Annotated in this window: 18 protein-coding genes and 2 pseudogenes; 8 read left to right on the top strand and 12 right to left on the bottom strand. The window is 70.1% G+C overall.

All coding sequences use genetic code 11. The features are described 5' to 3' along the window. Together fxlM and ACZ6ZI_RS29475 are read left to right on the top strand one after the other, a co-directional pair. On the top strand, positions 1-1,760 hold a 1,760-nt coding region (fxlM, locus tag ACZ6ZI_RS29480), incomplete at its 5' end, for a methyltransferase, FxLD system (RefSeq protein WP_469525774.1). Positions 1,761-1,762: 2 nt separating this feature from the next. Continuing rightward, entirely contained in the window at positions 1,763-2,623 is an 861-nt protein-coding gene (locus ACZ6ZI_RS29475) for a hypothetical protein (protein ID WP_469525773.1), read from the top strand. A 169-nt stretch (positions 2,624-2,792) separates the two neighbouring features. On the opposite strand, the gene ACZ6ZI_RS29470 is transcribed toward ACZ6ZI_RS29475, so the two are convergent. Continuing rightward, positions 2,793-4,565: a hypothetical protein gene (locus tag ACZ6ZI_RS29470; RefSeq protein ID WP_469525771.1), complete on the bottom strand. Its 1,773-nt coding sequence runs from the start codon at positions 4,563-4,565 to the stop codon at positions 2,793-2,795. 362 nt (positions 4,566-4,927) lie between these two features. Between ACZ6ZI_RS29470 and ACZ6ZI_RS29465 the strand changes: the two genes are divergently transcribed. The 4 genes and pseudogenes from ACZ6ZI_RS29465 to ACZ6ZI_RS29450 all read left to right on the top strand — a co-directional run. Further along, positions 4,928-5,173, top strand: a complete 246-nt coding sequence (locus tag ACZ6ZI_RS29465; RefSeq protein WP_469525769.1) for an HIT family protein — start codon at positions 4,928-4,930, stop codon at positions 5,171-5,173. A gap of 12 nt (positions 5,174-5,185) precedes the next feature. After that, the gene (locus ACZ6ZI_RS29460) at positions 5,186-5,413 is read left to right on the top strand and encodes a hypothetical protein (RefSeq protein ID WP_469525767.1); all 228 of its coding nucleotides are present in this window, start codon (positions 5,186-5,188) and stop codon (positions 5,411-5,413) included. 698 nt (positions 5,414-6,111) lie between these two features. Next, positions 6,112-6,576 carry a YxiG-like protein gene (locus tag ACZ6ZI_RS29455; RefSeq protein ID WP_469525765.1) on the top strand — a complete coding sequence of 155 codons (465 nt, stop codon included), beginning with the start codon at positions 6,112-6,114 and terminating at the stop codon, positions 6,574-6,576. A gap of 56 nt (positions 6,577-6,632) precedes the next feature. Next, positions 6,633-6,803 (top strand): annotated as a pseudogene (locus ACZ6ZI_RS29450) (transposase); the annotation flags it as partial. A 64-nt stretch (positions 6,804-6,867) separates the two neighbouring features. Here the strand turns inward: ACZ6ZI_RS29450 and ACZ6ZI_RS29445 are convergent. The 5 genes from ACZ6ZI_RS29445 to ACZ6ZI_RS29425 all read right to left on the bottom strand — a co-directional run bounded on the left by ACZ6ZI_RS29445 (position 6,868) and on the right by ACZ6ZI_RS29425 (position 12,850). Then, positions 6,868-7,095 (bottom strand): hypothetical protein, encoded by a 228-nt coding sequence (locus ACZ6ZI_RS29445; RefSeq protein ID WP_469525763.1) that lies wholly within the window; start codon positions 7,093-7,095, stop codon positions 6,868-6,870. Between the two features lie 48 nt (positions 7,096-7,143). Then, the gene (locus ACZ6ZI_RS29440; protein WP_469525787.1) at positions 7,144-7,428 is read right to left on the bottom strand and encodes a tyrosine-type recombinase/integrase; all 285 of its coding nucleotides are present in this window, start codon (positions 7,426-7,428) and stop codon (positions 7,144-7,146) included. A 480-nt stretch (positions 7,429-7,908) separates the two neighbouring features. Beyond that, the gene (locus ACZ6ZI_RS29435) at positions 7,909-10,359 is read right to left on the bottom strand and encodes a trypsin-like serine protease (RefSeq protein WP_469525761.1); all 2,451 of its coding nucleotides are present in this window, start codon (positions 10,357-10,359) and stop codon (positions 7,909-7,911) included. A gap of 274 nt (positions 10,360-10,633) precedes the next feature. Beyond that, positions 10,634-12,262: a trypsin-like serine protease gene (locus ACZ6ZI_RS29430; protein WP_469525757.1), complete on the bottom strand. Its 1,629-nt coding sequence runs from the start codon at positions 12,260-12,262 to the stop codon at positions 10,634-10,636. Between the two features lie 72 nt (positions 12,263-12,334). After that, the gene (locus ACZ6ZI_RS29425; protein ID WP_469525755.1) at positions 12,335-12,850 is read right to left on the bottom strand and encodes a hypothetical protein; all 516 of its coding nucleotides are present in this window, start codon (positions 12,848-12,850) and stop codon (positions 12,335-12,337) included. Positions 12,851-13,164: 314 nt separating this feature from the next. Between ACZ6ZI_RS29425 and ACZ6ZI_RS29420 the strand changes: the two genes are divergently transcribed. Beyond that, positions 13,165-16,785, top strand: a complete 3,621-nt coding sequence (locus tag ACZ6ZI_RS29420) for an ALF repeat-containing protein (RefSeq protein WP_469525753.1) — start codon at positions 13,165-13,167, stop codon at positions 16,783-16,785. A 1-nt stretch (position 16,786) separates the two neighbouring features. After that, a complete protein-coding gene (locus tag ACZ6ZI_RS29415) occupies positions 16,787-17,275 on the top strand; it encodes a hypothetical protein (RefSeq protein ID WP_469525751.1) in 489 nt (162 codons plus the stop codon). 15 nt (positions 17,276-17,290) lie between these two features. Here the strand turns inward: ACZ6ZI_RS29415 and ACZ6ZI_RS29410 are convergent. From ACZ6ZI_RS29410 to ACZ6ZI_RS29385, 6 genes and pseudogenes are all read right to left on the bottom strand, one after another. Then, positions 17,291-18,221, bottom strand: a pseudogene (locus ACZ6ZI_RS29410) (IS5 family transposase). A gap of 56 nt (positions 18,222-18,277) precedes the next feature. Next, positions 18,278-18,751: a YxiG-like protein gene (locus tag ACZ6ZI_RS29405; protein WP_469525748.1), complete on the bottom strand. Its 474-nt coding sequence runs from the start codon at positions 18,749-18,751 to the stop codon at positions 18,278-18,280. Between the two features lie 461 nt (positions 18,752-19,212). Next, positions 19,213-19,509: a hypothetical protein gene (locus tag ACZ6ZI_RS29400; protein ID WP_469525747.1), complete on the bottom strand. Its 297-nt coding sequence runs from the start codon at positions 19,507-19,509 to the stop codon at positions 19,213-19,215. 133 nt (positions 19,510-19,642) lie between these two features. Beyond that, on the bottom strand, positions 19,643-19,957 hold the full coding sequence (locus tag ACZ6ZI_RS29395; protein WP_469525745.1) for a hypothetical protein: 315 nt from the start codon (positions 19,955-19,957) through the stop codon (positions 19,643-19,645). Between the two features lie 136 nt (positions 19,958-20,093). Then, on the bottom strand, positions 20,094-20,768 hold the full coding sequence (locus tag ACZ6ZI_RS29390; RefSeq protein ID WP_469525742.1) for a hypothetical protein: 675 nt from the start codon (positions 20,766-20,768) through the stop codon (positions 20,094-20,096). 41 nt (positions 20,769-20,809) lie between these two features. Then, on the bottom strand, positions 20,810-21,187 hold the full coding sequence (locus ACZ6ZI_RS29385; RefSeq protein ID WP_469525740.1) for a hypothetical protein: 378 nt from the start codon (positions 21,185-21,187) through the stop codon (positions 20,810-20,812). Between the last annotated feature and the right edge of the window lie 78 nt (positions 21,188-21,265).

Raw genomic sequence — 21,265 nt, 5'->3', positions numbered from 1 at the left:
CCCTGACCGGCGCCCTGGCTGTCGTCACCGACGATGCCGGCCGGGTCCTGCTCGGCCGGTCGACGCGCGGCATGCTCGAGCTGCCCGGCGGCAAAACCTCCGGCCGGGAGGGCTTCGCCGCCGCCGCGGTGCGCGAACTCGCCGAGGAGACCGGCCTGGTCGCCGACCCGAGTGCCGCGCACGTAGTGACGATGCTCGTCGACGACAGCCACGGCGTGCCAAGGCTCACGGCCGTCGTCCGCATCACCGCCTGGACGGGCGCGCTGAGCAACCCCGAACCGGACAAGTTCGAGCGCTGGGAGTTCCACGACCTCCACGCCCTCGCCTGCGTCGGCGACGTCTTCGCCCCGGCCGCGCAGGCGATCGACAGCGTGTGGCCCGGCGTCATCCCGGACCTTCCACCAGTGATCTCCTACCCGCTCGCCGCCGAGCGGCCACCCGTGCCCGATGAGCCGGAGGAGGCCGTCCGGCTACGCCATGCGATGGCCCAGATGGTGATCGACGGCGGCTGGGCCCCGTCCGAGCCCGTCCGCGACGCGCTGCGGACCGTGCCCCGCCACCGCTTCGCACCAGAAGCGAACCTGGCGGTCGCGTACGACGGCGGCGACCGGGCCGTCATCACCCGGCGCGACGAGACCGGGAGGGCCATCAGCTCGGTATCGGCTGCCTGGCTCCAGGCCGACATGATCGAGAGCCTGCGTCTTCGGCCGGGTGCGATCGTGTTCGAGGCGGGGTCCGGTGGCTACAACGCCGAGCTGATCGCCCACGCCGCTGGGTGCGACGGGCGCGTGGTGAGCGTCGACATCGACCCGTGGGTCGTCCGCCGCACCCGTGCCTTCCTCGCGGAGGCCGGCAGCGGCCGCGTCACCGCCGTCGAAGCCGACGCCGCCCTCGGCGCGCCCGCCCACCTCGTACCCCGCGGCGGCTTCGACGGCAGCGTGATCACCTACAACTGCTGGGACGTCAGTGCGTCTTGGCGCGATCAGCTGGTCGAGGGCGGGCGCCTGGTCATTCCCCTGGAGATGGGCGGCTACACCCGGGCGATCGAGTTCGAGCGGCGCGGCGAGGTGCTGCACGCCCGCCGCTTCACCTACTGCGGCTTCGTCCGCGACCAGGGTCAGCAGGGCCGCCCGGCCCCGGTCGTCCCCCTGCTCGACGGAGCGCTGTCCTTGCGCTTCGACGACGGCCCCGCCGCCGACGCTCAGGGCCTGGAGGGGGCGCTGAGCGGGCGGCGGCACGAGGTCACGACCGGCGTGACCATGAGGGCTGCGAACTCCTACTTCGGCTCCCTTCAGCTGTTCGCGGCCACTACCGTGCCGGGCTTTTGCCGGCTGGCCTCCCACCAGGAGTCCGCCGAGGCGGTGACCGGTATCGCGAAGGACCGCGATGCCCCCGCGATCCTCGGCGAGGCCTCGCTGGCCTACCTGATCCACGTCCAGACCAAGGACAGCGACCGCCGGGAAGAGCGCGAGTGGGAGTGGTTCGCGTACGCCTTCGGAGAGCAGGGACCGGAGCTCGCCGAGCGGCTGGTGGCCACGGTCCGGGCCTGGGACCGCCACATCCGCGCCGAGGCCCACGACGAGCACGCCGACCCCGTTCTAACGGTCCACCCGGCCGGCACGCCCGACGACGCCCTGCCCGCCGGGGACGTCCTAACCAAGGTGAACTGCCGGATGGTGTTCCGGTGGCCGGGGCGTGACGTTGCGCTGCCCGGGCCCGTTGAGCGTCCGGTGGCCGACGCCGTGGCGGAGGGGGTGTGACGGTGGAACGGACCTTGCGACAGGCGGTGTTCGGCGCCCCGGCGGAGCGCGACGAGCTCGACCGGATGCGGCGTGCGCACGCGGCCGCCGCCCGGCAGTTCCAGTTGTCCGCATCGGGGCCGGAGGTCTGGGGGTGGCAGGGCCGCACCCTGGGGCGCCGGGCCGGGGACTGCTGGCTGCGCATCGTCTCCGCCGAGGAGGATCGGGCGGGCGGACGGCTGTGGGAGGGAACGGCGACCGCGGACACGCACGTACCCCGATCGGTGCCGCGGCCACGGCTTCGCGGCGTTCTCGACTGGGCTTTCCGCCACGTCGCCTACCGGGCGGAGCTCACCGAGTACGTGTCCGTCCCGCCGGTCACCAGCGGCACGCCCGTGCTCGACCAGGACATCGCTCTGCCCGACTCGTGGTGGGCGGAGCTGAGGTCCGCGCTCGCAACGCTTGCGACGGTGCCTACCGACCGGGAGTCGGTACGGCAGAACTGGGTCGACCGGAACTTCCGCCGCTTCCTCGGCACCGACCCCGTCCGGATCCGCGAGACGACGACCGGGCACGCCGATCTGCACTGGGCGAACCTCACCGGCGCGCCGCTGATCCTGCTGGACTGGGAGAACTGGGGCCGGCTGCCCGTGGGCTACGACCTGGGGCTGCTGCACGCGTACTCCCTGGCCGCGCCGGCGACCGCCGCCCGGATCCGCCGCGAGTTCGGCCACGTCCTGGACACGGACGCCGGCCGCGCCGGGGAGCTCATCGCCCTCGGGCAGCTCCTCCAGGCGTGCTCCCGGGGCGTTCACCCCCACCTCGCCCCGCTCGTCGCCCGCCAGGCCGAGCGCCTGACCGGCATTCCCGTCCCCACACCCTGACCGGCCCGACGGCCTGGAGGAACCCATGTCCCGCCCGCGCGTCGACGTCTGCGTGCTGACCATGAACGATCGCCCTGCGGAGGAAGCAGCCGCGCAGGCGACTCGAGGCGGTGACCTCGGGCCGTAAGACCAGCGGCGGCCGGACCACCGCCCGCCGCCGGGGCGCGGCCTACTTCCTGCCGGCCCGTGGGAAGCGGGAGACCTCCACAGCCCACTGCGCCACCGCTTCCAGGTCTCCCCGCGGCTGGGGCCGGCCGGCCGCAGCCGCGATCCGGGGGTAGGCCGGATGCATGTCGTGATCGGCGCCCGTGACCAGCGCGGACAGCAGCGGTGCGGTCCCCGGACGGCTCCGGTCGACCTCGATGAGCACAGCCGTTTGCCGGCTCCGCTCGAGGGCGGGCAGATCCGGTGGGAGCTGGGCGCGGATCTCTGTCCAGGTGAGCGTGGTTCCGGTCGCTGCGGCCTTCTGCAGGATGGTCTTGACGGCGGCGGCCAGCGGGTCGAGCTTCACGCGCGCCCAGCTCTCCGGCTTCCCGCCCGCCGGGGGCTTCGTGCGGGTACGGGGCGGTGCGGCCTCGGTACGCGCCGGTCGCCGCCGTCGTGCCTTGCGAACCCAGCGGTCGACCCGGTCCCGCTCGGGGCCTCTGAGGTGGGAGCCTGCGATGTTCGCCGCCCACGTCAGCTCCTGAACCAGCTTCGCCAGCTCATCATCGGCCAGCAGGTCGCTCTCGCGAGCGAGCCGCTTCAGCAGGGAACGGGCTCTTGCCGCCGCCTCCTCCGTCCGGTTCGGCTTCCTGCTCGTGGAGGGCCCCGGCCGCTTCGGGGCCGCCGGCGCCGGCCTGTGGTGCAGCTGCCGGCGCAAGACCGCCTGGGCCGCGGGCTCACCGGCATAGTCATGCTCGCGCAGATAGGCCCGGGCCGCGGCCAGGATGCGGTGCTCCTCGGCGCTGGCCCCACGCCGGGTCAGGGACGCGGCCTGCTGAATCCCGGACCGGACATCCCACGCCCGCCGTTCACGGACCGCGGCCTCCAGGTTCCTGAAGATGCGGCGCTGGTACTCCTCGTGGGTGGCCAGCCACCCCTTCGCCTCCGCCAAGGCCCTCTCGGCCTCGGCCCGGGCCGTGGAGGACAGACCGTCCAGGAAGGAGCTGCTGCCGTTGCACAGCCGGCGCACGTGGTCCACCGTCCCCGTCCGCTGCGCCGCCTCGAGGCCGCGGACGAACGTGACCACGCTCTCCGGCAGAGCACCTCGGCCGGCAGTCAGCCCCGGTGCGGCCGGCCGGCTCCCGGCGGCGGAACGGTCCCGCAGGATGCGGGAGGCGGCAGGGGTGAGCAGGCCCTCGTCCGTCCACGTGCACTCGCTGAACGGGACCCACTCGGTGGGGCGGGCCAGACTCTGGGTTCCGATCCACACGCGGCGATTCGCCCCGTCGCTGTCGCACCTGACGCGGTAGACATACGGGCAGCCCGCGAGCACGTCCGGATCCGGCACCACGCCGGGGCCGAGAATCACGGCCCCCTGACGCTCCCAGTCCGGCCGCACGGCGGCGTCCATGTGGATGCGCAGGGACAGGCCGTCCTCCAGATCGACGTCGACCAGGGAGCCGATCGGCGGCGGAAACGCGAACCGGCCGGCCCGGCCGAACTCAAGCAGCGACCGCGACATCGCCGACTTCACGTACAGGTGATCCGCGCTGGACTCGCCGACAGACGGCCGCTGGCAGGTGTTTACGGCGCCGTTCGGCAGCGGATTGTGCTGGAAGTGACACTGCCGATCGACGTAGAGCTTGGTGGCGAGCTGGCCCCCGCAGCCGCCCAGGAACAGCCCGCACCAGAATGTGTCCTGGTGGTGGCCACGACGGAAGACGTCGAGCTCGATCGCCTCCGTCGGCAGGATGATCGGGACATCGGAGTGTTCATCACCGATGACCGCGGTCTGCACCAGTCTCGTGTCCCGCACCACGTCGCCCCCACTTAACTCGCTGCAACAAACGATAGATCGCGCGATACAGGCGCGCGGGCGTTCCGCCGACACCGGATGATCGCGGCTGCTGCGGCTCTGCCCGTGATTCCGAACCGTTACCTGGCTATTGGAAGCTGCTTCGTCAAAGGTGGCCTTCCGCCTCCGTTCCGGCGGGGGCTCTCGGCGCTGCGTGCTTGTGGAGGCCGGAGCGAAGTGGGCTCGACTCACGTGTCTTCTGACAAGAGTCGCGCGCGGGGTGTCCACTACGGGGAGTTGTCCTTGCGGCCACCAGTTGAGCCGCAGGCGGATTCCCGTGCTGGGGGTGGAATGCCATGTCGTCCGTGAACCGCAAGCTGTTCGACCTGGACGCCTACGAGGCCAGGTCCCGTCTTGGGCCGTGTTTCGTTTGCGCGTTTTTGAGGGGCGAACCCGGCTACGAGCACGAGCTGGTCTATGAGGACTCTGACCATGTGGCCTTCCTGGACCGGTGGCCCACGCTGCCGGGCAAGGTTCTGGTCGCGCCCAAGGCGCATGTGGAGAGTGTGGTCAGTGGGTTCTCGGAGGACGGATATGTGCGGATGATGTAGGCCGTACGCCGTGTGGCGCTCGTGGTGGAGGAGGTGCTGGCGCCGGAGCGGGTGTATCTGCTGTCGCTGGGGTCTGGGCAGGGCAATGCGCATGTGCACTGGCACGTCGCCGCTCTGCCGTCTGGGGTTCCCTACGAGCAGCAGCAGTTCCATGCGCTCATGGCGGAACACGGGGTCGCCGATGTGGCGCCGGCCGAGACGGCGAGGATCGCGGCGGAGTTGCGGCCGCGCTTGGCCTGAGGCTCGGGTTCAGTGCCCGTGTCGACGCGTGGTGATGGCGCTCTGGACTGTGAATGCGGCAGTGAGATTGCGGGCAGAGTCGGTGTCGGTCGCGACGCGGACGGCGTCGGAGGCGTGACGGGCCGCCTGGTCGAGGTCACCGTTGACGAGGTGGATGCGGGCGCTGGCGGTGAGGACCTCGGCGGAGCCTCGGCGTGCCCCTCTGGGCCAGGCGGCTCGGGCAGCTTCCAGAGCTTTGACTCCGTCGCTGGTGTACTGCGGTCGTTTCGTGGCGAGGCGGACGAAGGTGTGGCCGGCCCACTTGCTGATCTCAGTCCTGGCGGATCTTCGGCCACTGCGACGACGGCGCAATCCCGACGCTGGCGTGGCCGGCGGAGCTGCGGGGCGCGGCCTCGTCGCAGCCGACCGGTGGCGTCACCCGCCACGCCGTACCCTCCTCGGCGCCGACCGAGACCTGCGTTTGTCCGGCACGCGAGTGCGGCGGCCTGGCCCCGGTCGGCTGGTGCCCCGAGCACGGGACCGCGGCGGATCCGGTGATGGAGTGGCACATCGGCGCCGGACTGATCTGCCCGGCGCGCAGCGAGGCCACGGGCGCATTGCTGCTCTAGGATTTGTCCGGGCGATCTTTGAGTCGACGAGTGTCTGCGACTCTGATTTTCGGTGTCGAAGGGCTTGCCGAGGTGAGGTAGAAGGGCGACATGGACACCGCAGAACTTCAGCGGACGCTCAACGAGCACATCGGAGCCCTTGTCGTGCACCACGGGTACACCACCTACATGCGCGACTACGAGGTCATCATCAACGTGTGGAACGGCCCCGAGAGCCCGTCGACCTACATGCGGTATCTCTTTCGGTACTGCGTAGAGGCCCGATGCGAGACGTTCCTGCCCATGGAGACCTGGCGGGCGTCCTTGGACGACCGGCTCCTCGACCGCGATAACGAGAGCGGCCCCGGAGAGTACGTCTGGGGCGCGAACTATCACGAACTGTACGGAGCCGAACTCCGCCCCAAGTCGGAAGCTGCCAGTCGCTGGTCGACGGCCGTGGGAATCGACTTCCATGAGGTTCACATTGAGACCAATGCTCACGACCTGACCTTGCTCTTCTCAAACCTTGAGGTGAGCGAGGTACCGGTTGGATACGCCCCCTTCATCACGGACTGAGAGCCAGAGCTCGCGTGATCTTGTGACTGGTGCAGGAGCGGGTCGTTGATGTCGACATGGGGCGGGGTGATCCAAGCGACGCCGAATGGGAACTGCTACGACCATTGCTGCCGGTCAGCAACAGGCATTGTGGCCGGCGGCGGGATCACCGGCAGGTGATCAACGGGATACTGCACAGGGTGCGGACCGGCGTTCAGTGGCGTGACCTGCCCGAACGGTTCGGCCCGTGAGGGCGGTCCGGATGGCCTGGGCGACATCAACGGGAACGACCGGCTTGGTCGTCAGACCGAATCAGTTCTCGGGGTGGGGCCGGCCGGTCTCGACGACGAGAACGGTTCCCGGGACGGTGGCGTCCTCGACCGCGAACGTCCGTGGACCCCAGCCGTTGGACTGGCAGTAGGTCGGCTTGTGGTGGACGCGCCAGCGGTAGGTGACGCCGTCCACGACGATGCGCCGGGAGCCCTTCTTGACCAGCGCCACCGTCTGCTCCTTCGACCGCCCGTAGTGTCGTTCCGACACTCGCAGCCTGTCCTCGGGGGAGCAAACCATTTGGGTTCCTCAGCACGGTCACAAGCGGTCGAGGAAGGCCAGGACCTTGTCGGTGGGCCGGTAGCGACCCGGCCGGGCGGTGACCGGCGCGGTCAGTGCGAGCGCCTTCTCCTTGATGGCCATGTCGGCGTGGACGTAGGCGTCGGTGGAGCGGACGTCGGCGTGGCCGAGCCAGAGTGCGATGACCGTGTTGTCGACTCCGGCCTGCAGCAGCGACATCGCGCAACTGTGCCGCAGGACGTGCGGGAGGATCGGCGAAGAGTGGGGGAGGAACGACCCTGGGGCCTTCGAGCGGACGGACATCACCGTCAAGGCGCACACCGTGGTCGCTACCCGGTGGACCTGGGGCACGCAGTACGCCCCCGAACGCCGCTGGGGCGAGGCCGAGGAGGGTGTCCGCGCCGGACTGGTCTTCGAGCGGTTGACCCGCCATCACGAACGCGGCGATTCCCGCCGAGTGCCCGGCCCACGGCACCAGCGCGAGCGGGCGCCTCGCCGAGAGCATCCCGCCCACCGGATCCGTTCCGTCCGCCCCGGGACTCCGTCCGTCCCGTCCTGGCGACTTCCCACGCGCGACTCCTTGCTCATGGCTCACGCCCTGGCGGGCCGGCGCCCCCAGGACACGCGAATCTCCCCGGACGCCGGACGCCGGACGGTCGAACGGCGAGTCAGCCCGAAGACGTACAGGGGGACACCAAAGGTAGGAGGTCGTACGAGGAGGGCCCCGCCCGGGTCGGGATCGTCGTCCTGACCCGGGCGGGGCCGTTCTGTCCTGCCGCAGGGCTACTTCGTCGTGGTCGCGGCGAGGTCGCTCGGGCCGCTCAACGTGCCCGGGACGGGCCGCAGGGCCGTCCAGGAACCCAGCGTGGTGTCAAGGGTGCTGCTCTGAACCGCGCCGCCCGCGCCGATGGCGTAGACGTGGACGTTCGCGCCGGCGGAGGCGCTGGAGACGCGGGTCAGACCGGTGCCGCCGACCTTCGTCCAGCTCGGCTTCCACAGGCCGGCGAGGTAGTCGCCGGTCTGCGCGTGGAGCGCGCCGTCGGCGCCGATGACCTGCACGCGTACGGTGTGGCCGATGTGGGACACCGCGATGTCCTTGGCGCCCGTCATCGAGCCGGGCAGTTCGCCCCAGACGGTCCAGCTGCCGGACCGGCTGTCGAAGTCACGGCCGTGCACCTTGCCACCGCTGCCGATGCCGTAGAGGCGGACGGCATGACCGGCCTTGACGCTGCCGATGCCGGTCATGCCCGTCATACCGGCGACCGGCGTCCAGGTGTCGTTCCAGCGACCGGCGTTGTAGTCGCCGACCTGCGTGTACAGGCCGCCGTCCGAGCCGAGGACCTGGACGTACAGCACATTGTTGATCATGGCTGCGGCGACGTCCTTGACCCCGCCCGCCCCGCCCGGTACCTCGGTCCAGTTGCCCCAGGCGCCGGTCGCGACGACGTACTCGCGGTCGTAGACCTTGCCGCCCGCGACACCCACGTAACGGATGCCGGTGCCGGTGTCCACGCCGACGAGCCGGGTGACGGCCATGCCGCCCACGTTGGCCCACTGCGCCCCGAACGCACCGATGTCCAGCTTGCCGCTCTGGCTGAACAGGGTGTTTCCGGCCGACGCGGCCAGCGTCACCTTCGACGGGGCGACGCCGACGGCGGCACCGATGTCGGAGGCTCCAGAGAGACCGCCCTGAAGCTCCGTGAACGCGCTCCAGGAACCGGAGGTCGCGTTCATCGTCGCGTGGTCGACCCTGCCGCCGTTGCCGACGGCGTACAGCTCGACGGTGTCGCCGGAAGCGACGCTGCTGACGCGCGTCAGACCGCTACCGCCCACCTTGGTCCACACGTCGTTCCAGCGGCCGGCGTCGTAGTTGCCGAATTGGGTCCAGATCGCACCGTCGGAGCCGATGATCTGCACGTGGACGTTGTTCCCGACGGTGCTGGACGCGATGTCCTTCACACCACCAGCGCCGCCCGGGACCGCACCCCACACGCTCCATTTGCCGGTCCGCGTGTCGAAGTCACGGCCGTAGACCTCGCCCCCGCCGATGCCCTGCACGCGCACCGTCGTACCCGAGACGGCGCTCGTGACGTGGGTCAGCCCGGTCGCCCCGACCGAGGCCCAGGCGCTGTTCCAACGACCGGCCCGGTAGTCGGCGACCTGCGAGTAGAGGTTGCCCTCGGAGCCGACGATCAGCACGTGGACGGTGTCACCGACCAGCGCGGCGGTGATGTCCTTCGCGCCCGCGGCCCCGCCCGGGACCTGGGCCCAGCCGGACCACTTGCCCGTCGCGAGGTCGAGGTCCTCGCTGTAGACGCGGCCACCGGCGACGGCGTAGGCGCGCACGAAGTCCCCGTGGCGGACCGTGCTCACCTGGGAGACGTTCTGCCCGTCGGCCTTGGCCCAGGCGGAGCCGTACTCCCCGTAGCCCACGTTCCCTGACTGCGACCACATCGTGCCGCCGCCGCCCGCCAGGAGCGACACCTGGGAGCCGTTGCGCGGCGCGGTGGTCTGCTCGATCCACGCGCCGAGGTTGTCGATACGGGCGGCCACTGCTCCCGCACGGGTCTCGGCGGGGTCGACGCCGAGGCAACCACCTTGCCATGAGCGGCTGTTGACGCCGACGAGCTCGCCGGCGGCGTTGAGCAGCGGGCCGCCGGTGTCGCCCTTGCAGAGGGCGTCGGTGCCCTTGCCGGTGACGGCGAGGGTGGTGGCACTGGTGCTGTCGGTGGTGAAGGTCCCGGTGTGGAGCCTGCCCGGGACCCACTCGGTCTTCGTACGGCCGAAGCCCGACGCTGTCAGCTCGCTGCCGGCGGCGGGGGCCGCACCGGCCCGCTTGACCGGGGCGATGTCGGTGACGGGCGTGGCCAGCCGAGCCAGGACCACGTCACGGTCGGAGGCGTTCGCCGAGAGCTCGACGACGTCACGGCGCTGGTTGTTGCTCAGGGTCGCGGTGGTCTTCAGCGCAGGCGCGCCCGCCGTGACCGCCGCACCCGGCGTCGCCGCGAAGCAGCTCGCGGCCGTCAGCACCCAGCGCGCGTCGATCAGTGTGCCGGTGCACGCACGGCCGTTGGCCTCGTCGCCCAGATCCAATTTGACGGTGAACGTGTGCCGGTCGGCCGGGGCCTCGGGACCAGAGACGGCTTGGGCGGGGCCGGCCGACAGCAGGCCGGCGCCGAGGGTGGCGGCGAGCCCGGTGGTCATCCACGCCAGGCGTGGACGGTGAGTGGACATGGGTGTTCCTTGGGGTGGTGAGGATGAGTGATGCCTGTGGGGCACCGGTTCGGGAAGGGCCGGAGCCGTGGAGGCGGGCCCTTCGCAGGGAAGCGGTCCTTCGCCGGTGGCCGTCCGAAGCGCGGGTTCGCGGGCAGGGGGACGCCCCGCCGCACGATGGAAATCCCACTACGGGGTGAGGGATTCCCGGTGTGTGGCGAGGCGTCAGCCGTGCCGTGCCCCGGGGGGCGGGACCGAGAGCGCCCCGCTGGGGTGGGACGGTTCGCGCCGGCTGTCAGCCCGTGAAGGTGGCGGTGATCGCCAGGCTTCCGGGTGCCGCGGGCAGGCCCTGGAGCGGTGCCGGCACCGGGGTGTCCCAGGTGCGGTTGGTGTGGCGGGTGGTGTGCAGGAGCTTGCCGTCGGCGGTGGTGACGGCGACCTGGACCTCCCCGTTGACGGCGGCGGCGGAGACGGACTTGGCCGTGACCGCTCCGAGGACGTCCTTCAGGTCGCCCCAGGGGCTCCACGTCCCGTTGGCGGCACGGATGGTGTGGTACTGGCGGGTGCCGTTGTCGGTGGCGATGACGAAGTGCGTCTCGTCGCCCGAGCCGGCCATGGCGATGGCGCCGATGGGGCCGATGTTGCCGGTGACGGCCTGGCTGACGTTGCCCCAGGCCGTCCAGTTCCCGTTGGTCTGACGGATGCTGTGGTAGGGCTTGCCGCCGCTGACGAGTGCGACCTGGAGCGCGCCTTGGACGCTGGCGGTGGCCACCGTGGTCACGTTGGCGACGGAGCCGCTGGAGACGTCGCGGAAGGGGGTCCAGTGGCCCGTGCCGTTGCGGACGGTGTGGAAGGCCTTGCCGTCGGCGACCGCGATCACGTGGAGGTCGTGGCCGATGGACACGGCGGAGACCTGCGTCAAGTTGCCGAGGACGTTCGCGACGGAGAACACGTCACCGAAGCTGCCCCAGGTGCCGTCCGGCTTGCGGACGGTGTGGAAGAGACCGCCGCTGTTGCTGATGGCCAGCACGTGCGTGTCGCCGTTGATGCCGGCGGCGGCGGCGCTGCGGATGCCGCCGAGGTTGCTCGCCTTGGTCTGCACGTCGGCGAAGCCGGTCCAGGAACCGTCGGGCAGGCGGGCGCCCTGGTAGAGGCTGCTGCCGGACTGCACGAGGGTCTTGGTCTGCCACCCGGCCGTCGTGGCGCGGATCTGCTCGATCCACTGCCCGAGGTCGTCGACGCGCGCGGCGATGGCACCGGTGCGGGTCTCGGCGGCATCGGTGCCGAGGCAACCGCCCTGCCAGGAACGGCTGCCGACCGCGACGAGTTCGCCGGCCGCGTTCAGCAGCGGGCCGCCGGTGTCGCCCTTGCAGAGGGCGTCGGTGCCCTTGCCGGTCAGGGCCAGGGTGGTGGCGTCGGCGGAATTGACCGTGAACCTGCCGGTGTGGAGCCTGCCGGGCACCCACTCGGTCTTGGTGCGCCCGAAGCCGGCCGCGGTCAGCTCGGCGGCGGCCGCAGGAGCTGCGCCGGCCCGCTTGACGCCGGGGATGCCGGTGGCGGGGGTGGCCAGGCGCGCGAGGACGACGTCGCGGTCGGCGCGCGGAGCGAGCTCAGCCACGTCGACGGTCTTGCCGTCGCTCAGCGTCGCGGTGCTCTTCAGAGCGGGCGTGCCCGCCGGGAGCGTCGCGCCGGGAGTGGTGGCGAAGCAGCTCGCGGCGGTCAGGACCCAGGAGCCGTCGACCAGGGTGCCGGTGCAGGCACGGCTGTTGGCCTCGTCACCCACGTTCAGCTTGACGGTGTAGGCGTGCTGGCCGTCGGCGCCGGGGGTGCCGGTGACGGCCTGGGCGGAGCCGGTGGACAGGACGGTGGCGCCGACGACGAGACTGGTGGTGATCCACGCCAGGCGTGGACGCTGAGCAGACATGGGTCTTCCTTGGGAACGTTGCGAAACGGGTGACGGGGTTGGCGTCGCGGCCTGGAGGTCCGGCCGGAGGTGCTATCCGGTGATGCGGAGCTCGACCAGCACGGACGGCTTGTTGCCCGTGGTGCCGTCACCCTCGCCGACCGGCTTGACGCTGTTCTTGGGAACGTCGACCGTCGTCGTCTTGCCCTCGGCGGTGAGCTTGGCCTGGACGGAGTTCTCCTCGGTCCAGATGCCGTAGGCGCTGGGGATCTCCACGGTGAGGTAGCCGTTGGAGCCCAGTGCGTCGAAGCAGTAGTTGCGGCCGCCCGCTACGCGGGTCTCGACCATCACGTCCCACGGCTGGGCGCAGTCGACGAGGACCAGCTGGCCGTTGCCCCGCTTGACCTTGATGCCTTGCTGCTGCTCGATCTGGGCGCCGCCGGGGTAGGCGAAGTCCTCGACGGCGTACGGCATGGCCTGCGGATCGGCGGCGGCGACGGTCGTGGTGACGGAGGCGGGCTGGGCCACGGCGAGAGTGGCGGCGCCGGCGCCGACGAGGCCGAGGGCCATGGCCGCTCCGAGCAGGACCCTACGGGCGCGGTTTATCACAGGTGTTGTTCCTCTTGGGAGCTGACCCGGCCAGATCCGGCCAGGTAAGGGGAAAGTAAAGTGCCTGCGTGAACCTACCAGTACGATCATGCATCGCGGACCAAGGGTCCTTCGCCTCAGCGAAGTGACTGATCGTCTGCTTTTGGGCGCTTCACGCGGAGCCTCCCTGAGCAGCTCTCCCAACTGTGATTTTCACTACTTTCGCCGCCGAACAGGCTCTCTGCCGAGATCCCGTCGGCTGCGTTGGTGCATGGCGAGCGCTAATAGGGTCGTCCCGCTCGGCGTATCGCCGTTCGGAATTGAATGTAAGGAACATGTATATGGGGATGGTTTTGCGCCACCCAGGCGCAAGGCGACCAAGGCCCGGCCGAGCGTGGATGCGCCGGGTGCGCACAGCCACGGCGATGGCTCTCCCACTGGCCTTGGTGACAGGACTCGTCGGAACCTCTCCGGCTACCGCCGAGGACGGGGACATACCGTCCCTGACACCCAGGGCCCGGGTCGTCGACCTGTGGGCCGTGGGAGGCCCGGCCGTGAAGGCCGCCGCCGAAGCCGCGCTGACGGGCAGCGACGAGGACGTCAACCGGTTCCTGGGCATGGAAAAGGCTCTGAGGACCGCCGACGACCGGGTGGACGCATTCAGCATGCTCAGCCTCGGTGGCACCGGTGTGCGGGAAGCGGCCCGTACGGCGCTCGCGACGAACAATGCCGAAACCGTCCGGACCTTCCTGGTCCAGGGATGGCAGGCACCGCTCGCACAGGACCGACGGGTCGAAGCTCTCTCGGTCATGAGCACCAGCGGCCCCGGCGTGTACGAGGCCGGAAAGAAGGCACTCGAAGGCACCCCCAACGACGTCACCACCTTCCTGACCGAGGGACAGCACACCGTCCGCCGCACGGACAACCGCGTGGCGGTCATGTCCCTGCTGAGCACCGGCGGCCCCAACGTCCAGGCCGCTGCCAAGCTCGCCCTCAAGGGCAGCCCCGAGGACGTCCAGGACTTCTTGGACGTCGGGCAGCACGTCGCACGCAATCGGGACCAGGAACACGCCACGGTCTCGCAGCTTGCCCAGCAGGCCAAGGACGCCGGCGCACAGGCCGAGCGGTCCACGAAGCTGGCGGAGGAAAGCTCGAAGAACGCTGTCGAGCATGCGAAGGAGGCCAAGGCCGCCGCACAGCGGGCGGCCAAGGAGACCGAAGCCGCACGCAACGACTCTCTCAAGGCCGCGAGCGCGGCGGCGACGGCGGCCGAAGCCGCACGCCAGGCCGCGCGGGCCGCGCAGACTGCGATCAACTCGGCCAAGGCGGCCAATCTCGCCGCCCGCATCGCGGCGAGCGCTGCTTCGCAGGCATCCGCAGCAGCCATCGGCGCGTCCAACGCCGCGGCCCGCGCGTACGGCGCGGCTCAGGACGCCTGGGGCAACGAGGGCAAGGCCGCCGACGCCCGCAAGCTCGCCGACGAGGCGGACCGCGCGGCCGCGGCCGCCGAGATGTCGGCGGAGGCCCTACGCCGCGCCACCGACGCCTCCAACGCATCGGAGAACGCCGCCAAGGCGGCCTACGGCGCGGCAGGAAACGCCCTGGAAGCGGCTGACGCCGCCGACGACGCGGACGACTTCGCAGCCGCCGCCGGCGTGAACTCGCGCGAGGCACGCCAGGCGGCGGACCAGGCACGTCGCCACGCCAACGAGGCCAAGCGCGCTGCCGACGCCGCTGCGTCTCTCGCCCGCAGGGCCAAGGAAGCCGCCCAGAAGGCGGGCTCAGCCGCCGCCTCTGCGGCGGTCCACGCCCGCAACGCCGCCGCGGAGGCACGCCGCGCCGCGGACCACGCCGGACAGGCCGCACAGGCCGCAGCCGAATCGACCAAACACGCCGCCGACGCGAAGACGGCTGCCGACACGGCGACGAACGCGGTGGAGCAGGCGCGCGAGGCCCATCAGATCGTCCTGGCCACGGAGGCCGAGGACCGCGCCCAGCGCACCGCCGAGGCCACCGAAGTGGCCAAGGACTTCAAGCAGCAGACCGACGAGCTGCAGGCGAAGACCAACCAGCGGATCGACAACCGGGGCTCGGTCGAGGCGGAAGCGGCCCGCCTCGGCGCCGAGGCGGCCAAGCCTGGTGTCGACGTCAAGACACTCGCCACTCAGGGCCGCAAGCTGGCCCTCACCACGGCGCAACTCCGCGGGCCGTGGGCCAAGCAGGCGGCACAGGAAGCGCTGAGCGGCACCGACGAGGAGGTCCGCGAATACCTGAGGACCAGGTGGAAGCGGGCGTCTCAGGATGACGACCGGGCAGCGGTCGAACTCCTCACGGGCTCCAAGCAGCCAGCGGCCGTACGCACCGCGGCCACCGAGGCACTCACCAAGAGCCCCGAGCAGATCGGTGAATTCCTGCGCTCCGGCCAGTACGACGCGGCCCGCACGGACAACCGCGTCAAGGTCATGCAGGTGATGTCGGTTGGAGGGAACACCGTCAAGGAGGTGGGCAAGGCGGCGCTGGCCACCGACACCGCCGAATCTCTCCTCGGCTTCCTCAACCGGGGTCAGCACGAAGCCCGGGCCACCGACGACCGCGTCCTCGCCATGAGCCTGCTCAGCACGGGCGGCCCCGAGGTCAAGGCCGAAGCCCAGATCGCACTGTCAGGCCCCCCGGCGCTCGTCCGCGACTTCGTACAGCAGGGCCGCTTCACGGCCCAGTACAAGGACGACCTCGCCGACACGCACAACAAGGAGATCGAACGTCTGATCTCGGACGCGGCGGGGGTCGCGTCCATCGCGCAGAGCAACGCGTTCAAGGCGGCCCAGGCCGCAGCCCTGGCCAACGCCCAGGAACAGGCGGCGCGGGAAGCGGCCGCCGCCGCCCAGAAGTCCGCCGATGCCGCGGCCGGATTCGCGCAATCTGCCAAGGTCTCCGCCGCAGCGGCCGCGGACTCCGCCTCCAAGGCACAGGCATCAGCCAATTCCGCCCGAGGTGCGGCGAACAGAGCGGCCCAGGACGCGGTCAACGCCGAGGTGTCCGCCCAGCTCGCCGCGCGCTCCTACGCCTGGGCCCAAGGCTCCGCCGTCATGGCCCGCCAGGAAGCCGACAGTGCCTACCAGGCCTCGGTCTCGGCCGGCGAACATGCAACGGCCGCGGAGGCCGCCAGTAACCGGGCGTACGACTCCTACCTCGGTCTCTACCGCCGTGAATACGAAGCGCGCCTGGGTGCGGAGGAAGAGAGGCTGCGCAAGGAAGCGGAGAAGGCCAAGGAAAAGCAGCCGTACCAGTGCGTACCCGGTGCCACCATCGCCTGTGCCCTCTTCGCTGAAGAGGGCCAGTACGTCTCCTATTCGGCCTACACCGAAGGCATGATGTTCGCCTCGGGCGCACAGGACGGCATCGACTGCTACAACACGCTGAACATCAAGACGTGTGCGATGGCCGTCGTCGCCTTCGTGCCGATTCCCGTGGGGAAGGCGGGCGGGCTCCTTTTGAAGGCCGTGCGTGCCGCACGGGGTGGCACCGAGGCGGCGGCCGGCACAGGAGCGTTCGCCTTCTCGGCAGGCGGCGCTGCCGTCGACTCGTTCGCCATGTCACGAGGCGGCTGGGCCACGGCACCCGTCTGGACCAGGATCCGCGCGACTCAGCCGCTGTACCCGGGCACGATGATCCCGCGTTCCTTCACCGTGTCGTTGTCGACCCAACGAGAGATCTGGGTGCACGGAAACGCCACGAAGCACGTCTTCGAGGAAATCCAGCGCGCAGGCTCGGGGTACATGCAGAAGTACAAGACCGACGAACTGATGGCCAGCATGGTGCGTGCCCTGGACAGGGCCTACCGCGACGGCAACCGGTACGGTGAGAAGATCCTCAGCGAGGGCTGGGAGTTCATTGTCGACAAGCCCCGCAAGGTGGGCGACCTTCCCACGCTCAAGCACGCAAGGAGGACCGAGTGAGATGACGATCTCTTTTGCAGGAGTGATCCATGACGGGGGTCCGACAGTCGAAGTCGACGAGTACATTCCCGTGACGCTCACGTGGCCGGGGTACTCCCGGCTTTCAGATTCCCCGAAGAGCGTGATGCTGAACGTGGGGGGCTGCCTCCTCGAGGTCAAGGTCGATCGCGCCTCTGGGGAACTCGTCGAACTGATCGTCGTGGACGCCCCCCGAGGAAGCCTGCTTCGGCAGTCCGATCCCCTCGAGACCCCTGACTTCGAATCGGGTGTTCCCCTCGTCGAAATCCAGGAGGACGAGGAGCCGGGAGGAGACGTCGGCATGGCGGCGCCCCGCCTGCACCCCAACGGGCTCGACCTGGAACTGAGGTCGGCAGACGTGAGCCGCTGGATCGGGAATCCGCACTGCATGATGGGATTCTCGCCTGCGGGTGAGCTCGTCCACGTCTCGATCGGGCTGACCCCGGCCGATGTGGAGGTGGCGTTCGGCTAGGACTTGTCCGGGCGATCATGTTCGGAGCCAGATGGTGAGGGCTGCTGCGGTGGCCGTGCCGAGGTAGACATAGCCGCGCTTGTCGTAGCGGGTGGCCACCGCCCGGTGCTGCTTCAGCCGGTTGATCGCCCGCTCGACGGTGTTGCGTTTCTTGTACCGCTCTTCGTCGAAGCCGGGTGGCCGTCCGCCGCGCGAGCCTTTGCGCAGGCGGGCGGCCTGGCTGTCGGTCTTCTCCGGGATGGTGTGCCGGATGCCCCGGCGCCGCAGGTAATCACGGCAGGGCCCGTTGCTGTAGGCCTTGTCGGCGGCGATGCTGTCAGGCTTCTTGCGGGGCCTGCCTAGTCCGATCTTCGGGACGCGGATCTTCTCCAACACCGGCTGGAACTGCGTGCAGTCAGCCCGCTGACCTGGTGTGACGATCAGGGACAGTGGGCGGCAGCGGCCGTCCGCGCTCAGGTGGAGCTTGGTGGTGAACCCGCCGCGCGAGCGGCCCAGGCCCTCACCTCCTGCACCACCTCCACCAGGCGGGCGACGAGACTTTGCCACGGTGTCTCGCCCTGGTGTTCCCCCACTGCGGCCCCCCTTGATGCGGGAGCCGGTGGCGGCTCGGTGCGGGCGCCGGCCGCGTGCTGATGCGCCCGCACGATGGTGGAGTCGACCGAGATGTCCCAGTCGATCTCACCCGCTGCATCCGCTGCGGCCTGGACCTGCTGGAGCAGGCGTTCCCACGTCCCGTCGGCCGACCACAGCCGATGGCGTTCGTAGACCGTCTTCCACGGCCCGAATCGTTCCGGCAAGTCCGCCACTGGACGCCGGTCCGCACTCGGTGCAGAATCCCGTCGATCACCTGCCGGTGGTCCCGCCACCTGCCGCAACGCCTGTTGCTGACCGGCAGGAACGGCTGCAGCCGTTCCCACTCCGCATCACTCAGATCACCCCGCCCCATGACAGGAAAAACGACCCGGACACACGCCCGTCACAAGGTCATACGAACGTTGCCACCTACTCGGTGACGAAGGGTGCGTATCCGAGCGGGACCTCGCTCACCTGAAGGTCCGAGAAGAGCAAGGTCAGGTTGTGCGCGTTGGTCTCAATGCGTACTTCATGGAAGTCGACCCCGAGGGCGTTCGACCAGCGGCTGGTCGCCTCCGACTGAGGGAGAAGCTTGGCTCCCGGGTACAGACAGTGCCACTTCACGCCCCAGACGTATCCGTCGAGGTCGGCGTCGGTCTCGGATTCGATGAGCCGGTCGTCCAAAGAGACCCGCCAGGTCTCCCCCGGCACTGACGTCTCGCACCGGACCTCGACGCAGTACCGAAAGAGATACCGCAGGTGGGACGACATGATGCCGGTACGGGGATCCGCGGTCGCGTAGACGATGACCTCGTAGTCGCGCATGTAGTTGGTGTATCCGTGGTGCACGACAGCGTGATCGAACGTCTCGTCCAGCATCTGCTCAAGAACGGCGGTATCCATACCGCCCTTCTACCTCACTCGGCGTGACCCTCGAAAATGAGATTCACAGGTGCCAGGGACCGTTGTCTCGGAGATCGCCCGGACAAGTCCTAGACCTCGTCCTTATCCACCAGCACCTCCCCAAACCACGGGCGCCATCCGCCCCCTGCCAAGACGATCCCGCATCAGGAGGGGCCCGTGTGGGCAATCGGCCGGATCCGGGCCGCCTCCCGCATGCGCGAGCTTGAACCTCCCATGACAGAGAGGGGTGGGCTGAGCGCCTAAGGTGCCGTGGACGAGGGGGCGTCGGCCCGTGGGGTAGAGGACGGATCGTGGCGAGTGTCGTTGCCAAGGGTCCAGCGCCGGGGGCGGGGCAACTGTAGGAGTTCCAGTTCCCGCTTAACGGCCCTCCGCCCGAAGGGCCGTCACCGGTGCGCACTTCCTATGGTCGCGAGTGCCGGCCAGTCCTGGGTGCTTCGCCTCTACCAGGCATTCCAGAGCACACCATGACGGTGGCGGACCGGCGGCATGGCTGCGTCGTCAAGTTCGTGGCCAGCGCGGTGCAGTCCGCGGATGCGCTGGGCGTCGAGTCGACCCTGGAGTCGGGCCCGGCCCTCAGCCGTCGCGATCTCGGCGGAAAACGAACCCTTCCTGCAATGAAGCACCATCCACTGCCAAGAGGTGAGCTGGCGCAGCGTCTTCGCCGGGGCGGGACGACGGCCTTCGCGGGCCGCCCGGGCCAGTTCAGCATTCGCATAGCGCAGGTCGTACAGCGACATGGACTCCGATGCGCCCTCTTGGACGCGGAGTCGCCTGGGAGTCGTGCGGACAGTTCGAGACATTCAGAGCCTCCGTAGGGCCCTCTGGGCTTTCCAGAGGCACCTACGGCGGGTGCGTAGTGGTCAGCACAACTCAGCCCCCTTCGTTGGCCACGACGATCCACCAGCAGCACAGTAGTCGCGCGGAGACGCGGAGGCCGAGACTTTCCACTCGCGGGCCTTCGCTCTCGCCGATCTCGGCCGCGCCGACGAGGCCATCGCCGTGGTCGAGGCCCACCCCGACCCGTGGACAGACCCCCGCCTCGTCAAAGCCGACCTTCTCAGCACCGGCGGCCACCTCGCCGCCGCCGAAACCCAACTGCGCGACCTCGGCACGTTCCAAGCCCGCGAGGCCCTGTTCGAGATCCTGCTCCGGCGGGGGAAAGCGGAACAGGCGATAGCCGCCCACCCCACCGCGACCGAGCAACGCACCGCCACAGAGGCGGCGGCCGTCGAAGGAAGGCTCGCATCCGGTGATACCCGCGAAGACGGATACTCCTCGAAACCCCCTTCTAGCTCTGATCACATCGCCGTGTGGCAGGCGTTCACGCCCAGTGGGTGAGGTCGTAGACCGCTTCGCACAGCGGGTCCCGCACATCATGGGCGCGGTGCGCTGCCAGGGTTGTCGGCTCGTCCGGGCGTAGCAGGGCGGTGAGTTTGGTGGTGGCCCACCAGCCGACGGTGCGGGGAGTTCCGGTGGTGTCGCGGATGGCGAGGTCGATGCCGATGGTGTGGTTGGTGTGGGTGAGGTAGACGCGGACGGTGTCGGGTCGGTGGTGGTCGAAGCCGGTCAGGACGTAGAGGTCGGGGGCGATGGAGGGCACGGCGTGGTGCCAGAGGGGGTCGCCGGCGAGGTCGGCGATCAGGTAGTCGATGCCGTCGTCGAGGGTGACCTCGGTCCCTTCGGGGACGACGGTGGCGACGAGGGTCGTGACGTCCACGTAGGGGAGGCCGTCCGGCCCGGGGGCGGGGGTGGTCGTTTCGGTGAGCCAGGTCGCGGTGTGGCGCAGGGCGCCGGTGTACCACCAGGTGCCGTGCTCGCGGCCGTAGCGGACGGGCAGGTCCACGGTGACGGTGTGGCCGGTGGTGTCGTCGAGGCGGACCCGGATGGTTTCCGGGTCCGGGTGGACCATGGCGCGCAGGCGCCAGTCGGTGCCGGGCAGCGGTACGCCGATGAACCTGCGCAGGGCCAGCAGGGCTTCGCAGAAGTGCGCGTCCATGTCCTTCAGCCTTCCCCGCGCGGGTCGAGGTGTGCCGGTGGCTACAGGTTGTTGACCCAGTCGGGGCACAGGGTCTGGCCCACGCAGTAGGCGGTGACCGTGCCCAGGGGGCGCCTGTCGGGGGTTTGTGGTCCGGCCGGGCCGCGGGTGCCGCGTTCGGCGACGGAGACGGTGCGCGTCCGGACCTGGCCGCTATTGGTGGCCACGACTCCCCAGTACTCGGCGCGCGTGCCGGTGACCTTGTCGGCGGTTCCGTGGTAGGGCGCGTCGTTGGCCTTCTCGCTGTGCATGTTGTGCTTGGAGGAGACGTGGAGCCAGCCGAAGTCGCGGGTGACGTGACGCGTGGGGATGTCGTGCCCGTCCCAGTCCCGCACGGACCAGTCGCCGCACGCGGCAGCCGCCTCCACCAACCCCGCCACCTGACCCGGCCACCTACGAACAAGGACCGGGTTCCCCCCACCCGCAGCGGGGGGAACCCGGGCCTTGCCCGTACGGCA

The sequence above is a fragment of the Streptomyces sp. NPDC103540 genome (assembly GCF_055584445.1).
This window is presented reverse-complemented; position numbering and strand designations above follow the sequence as displayed.

Excerpts from the sequence above, each read along its gene's own strand:
- ACZ6ZI_RS29455 (WP_469525765.1), top strand. The coding sequence starts at position 6,112 with ATGGACACCGCAGAACTTCAGCGGACGCTCAACGAGCACATCGGAGCC.
- ACZ6ZI_RS29440 (WP_469525787.1), bottom strand. The coding sequence starts at position 7,428 with ATGTCCGTCCGCTCGAAGGCCCCAGGGTCGTTCCTCCCCCACTCTTCG.
- ACZ6ZI_RS29435 (WP_469525761.1), bottom strand. The coding sequence starts at position 10,359 with ATGTCCACTCACCGTCCACGCCTGGCGTGGATGACCACCGGGCTCGCC.
- ACZ6ZI_RS29430 (WP_469525757.1), bottom strand. The coding sequence starts at position 12,262 with ATGTCTGCTCAGCGTCCACGCCTGGCGTGGATCACCACCAGTCTCGTC.
- ACZ6ZI_RS29420 (WP_469525753.1), top strand. The coding sequence starts at position 13,165 with ATGTATATGGGGATGGTTTTGCGCCACCCAGGCGCAAGGCGACCAAGG.
- ACZ6ZI_RS29415 (WP_469525751.1), top strand. The coding sequence starts at position 16,787 with ATGACGATCTCTTTTGCAGGAGTGATCCATGACGGGGGTCCGACAGTC.
- ACZ6ZI_RS29405 (WP_469525748.1), bottom strand. The coding sequence starts at position 18,751 with ATGGATACCGCCGTTCTTGAGCAGATGCTGGACGAGACGTTCGATCAC.
- ACZ6ZI_RS29400 (WP_469525747.1), bottom strand. The coding sequence starts at position 19,509 with ATGTCGCTGTACGACCTGCGCTATGCGAATGCTGAACTGGCCCGGGCG.
- ACZ6ZI_RS29390 (WP_469525742.1), bottom strand. The coding sequence starts at position 20,768 with ATGGACGCGCACTTCTGCGAAGCCCTGCTGGCCCTGCGCAGGTTCATC.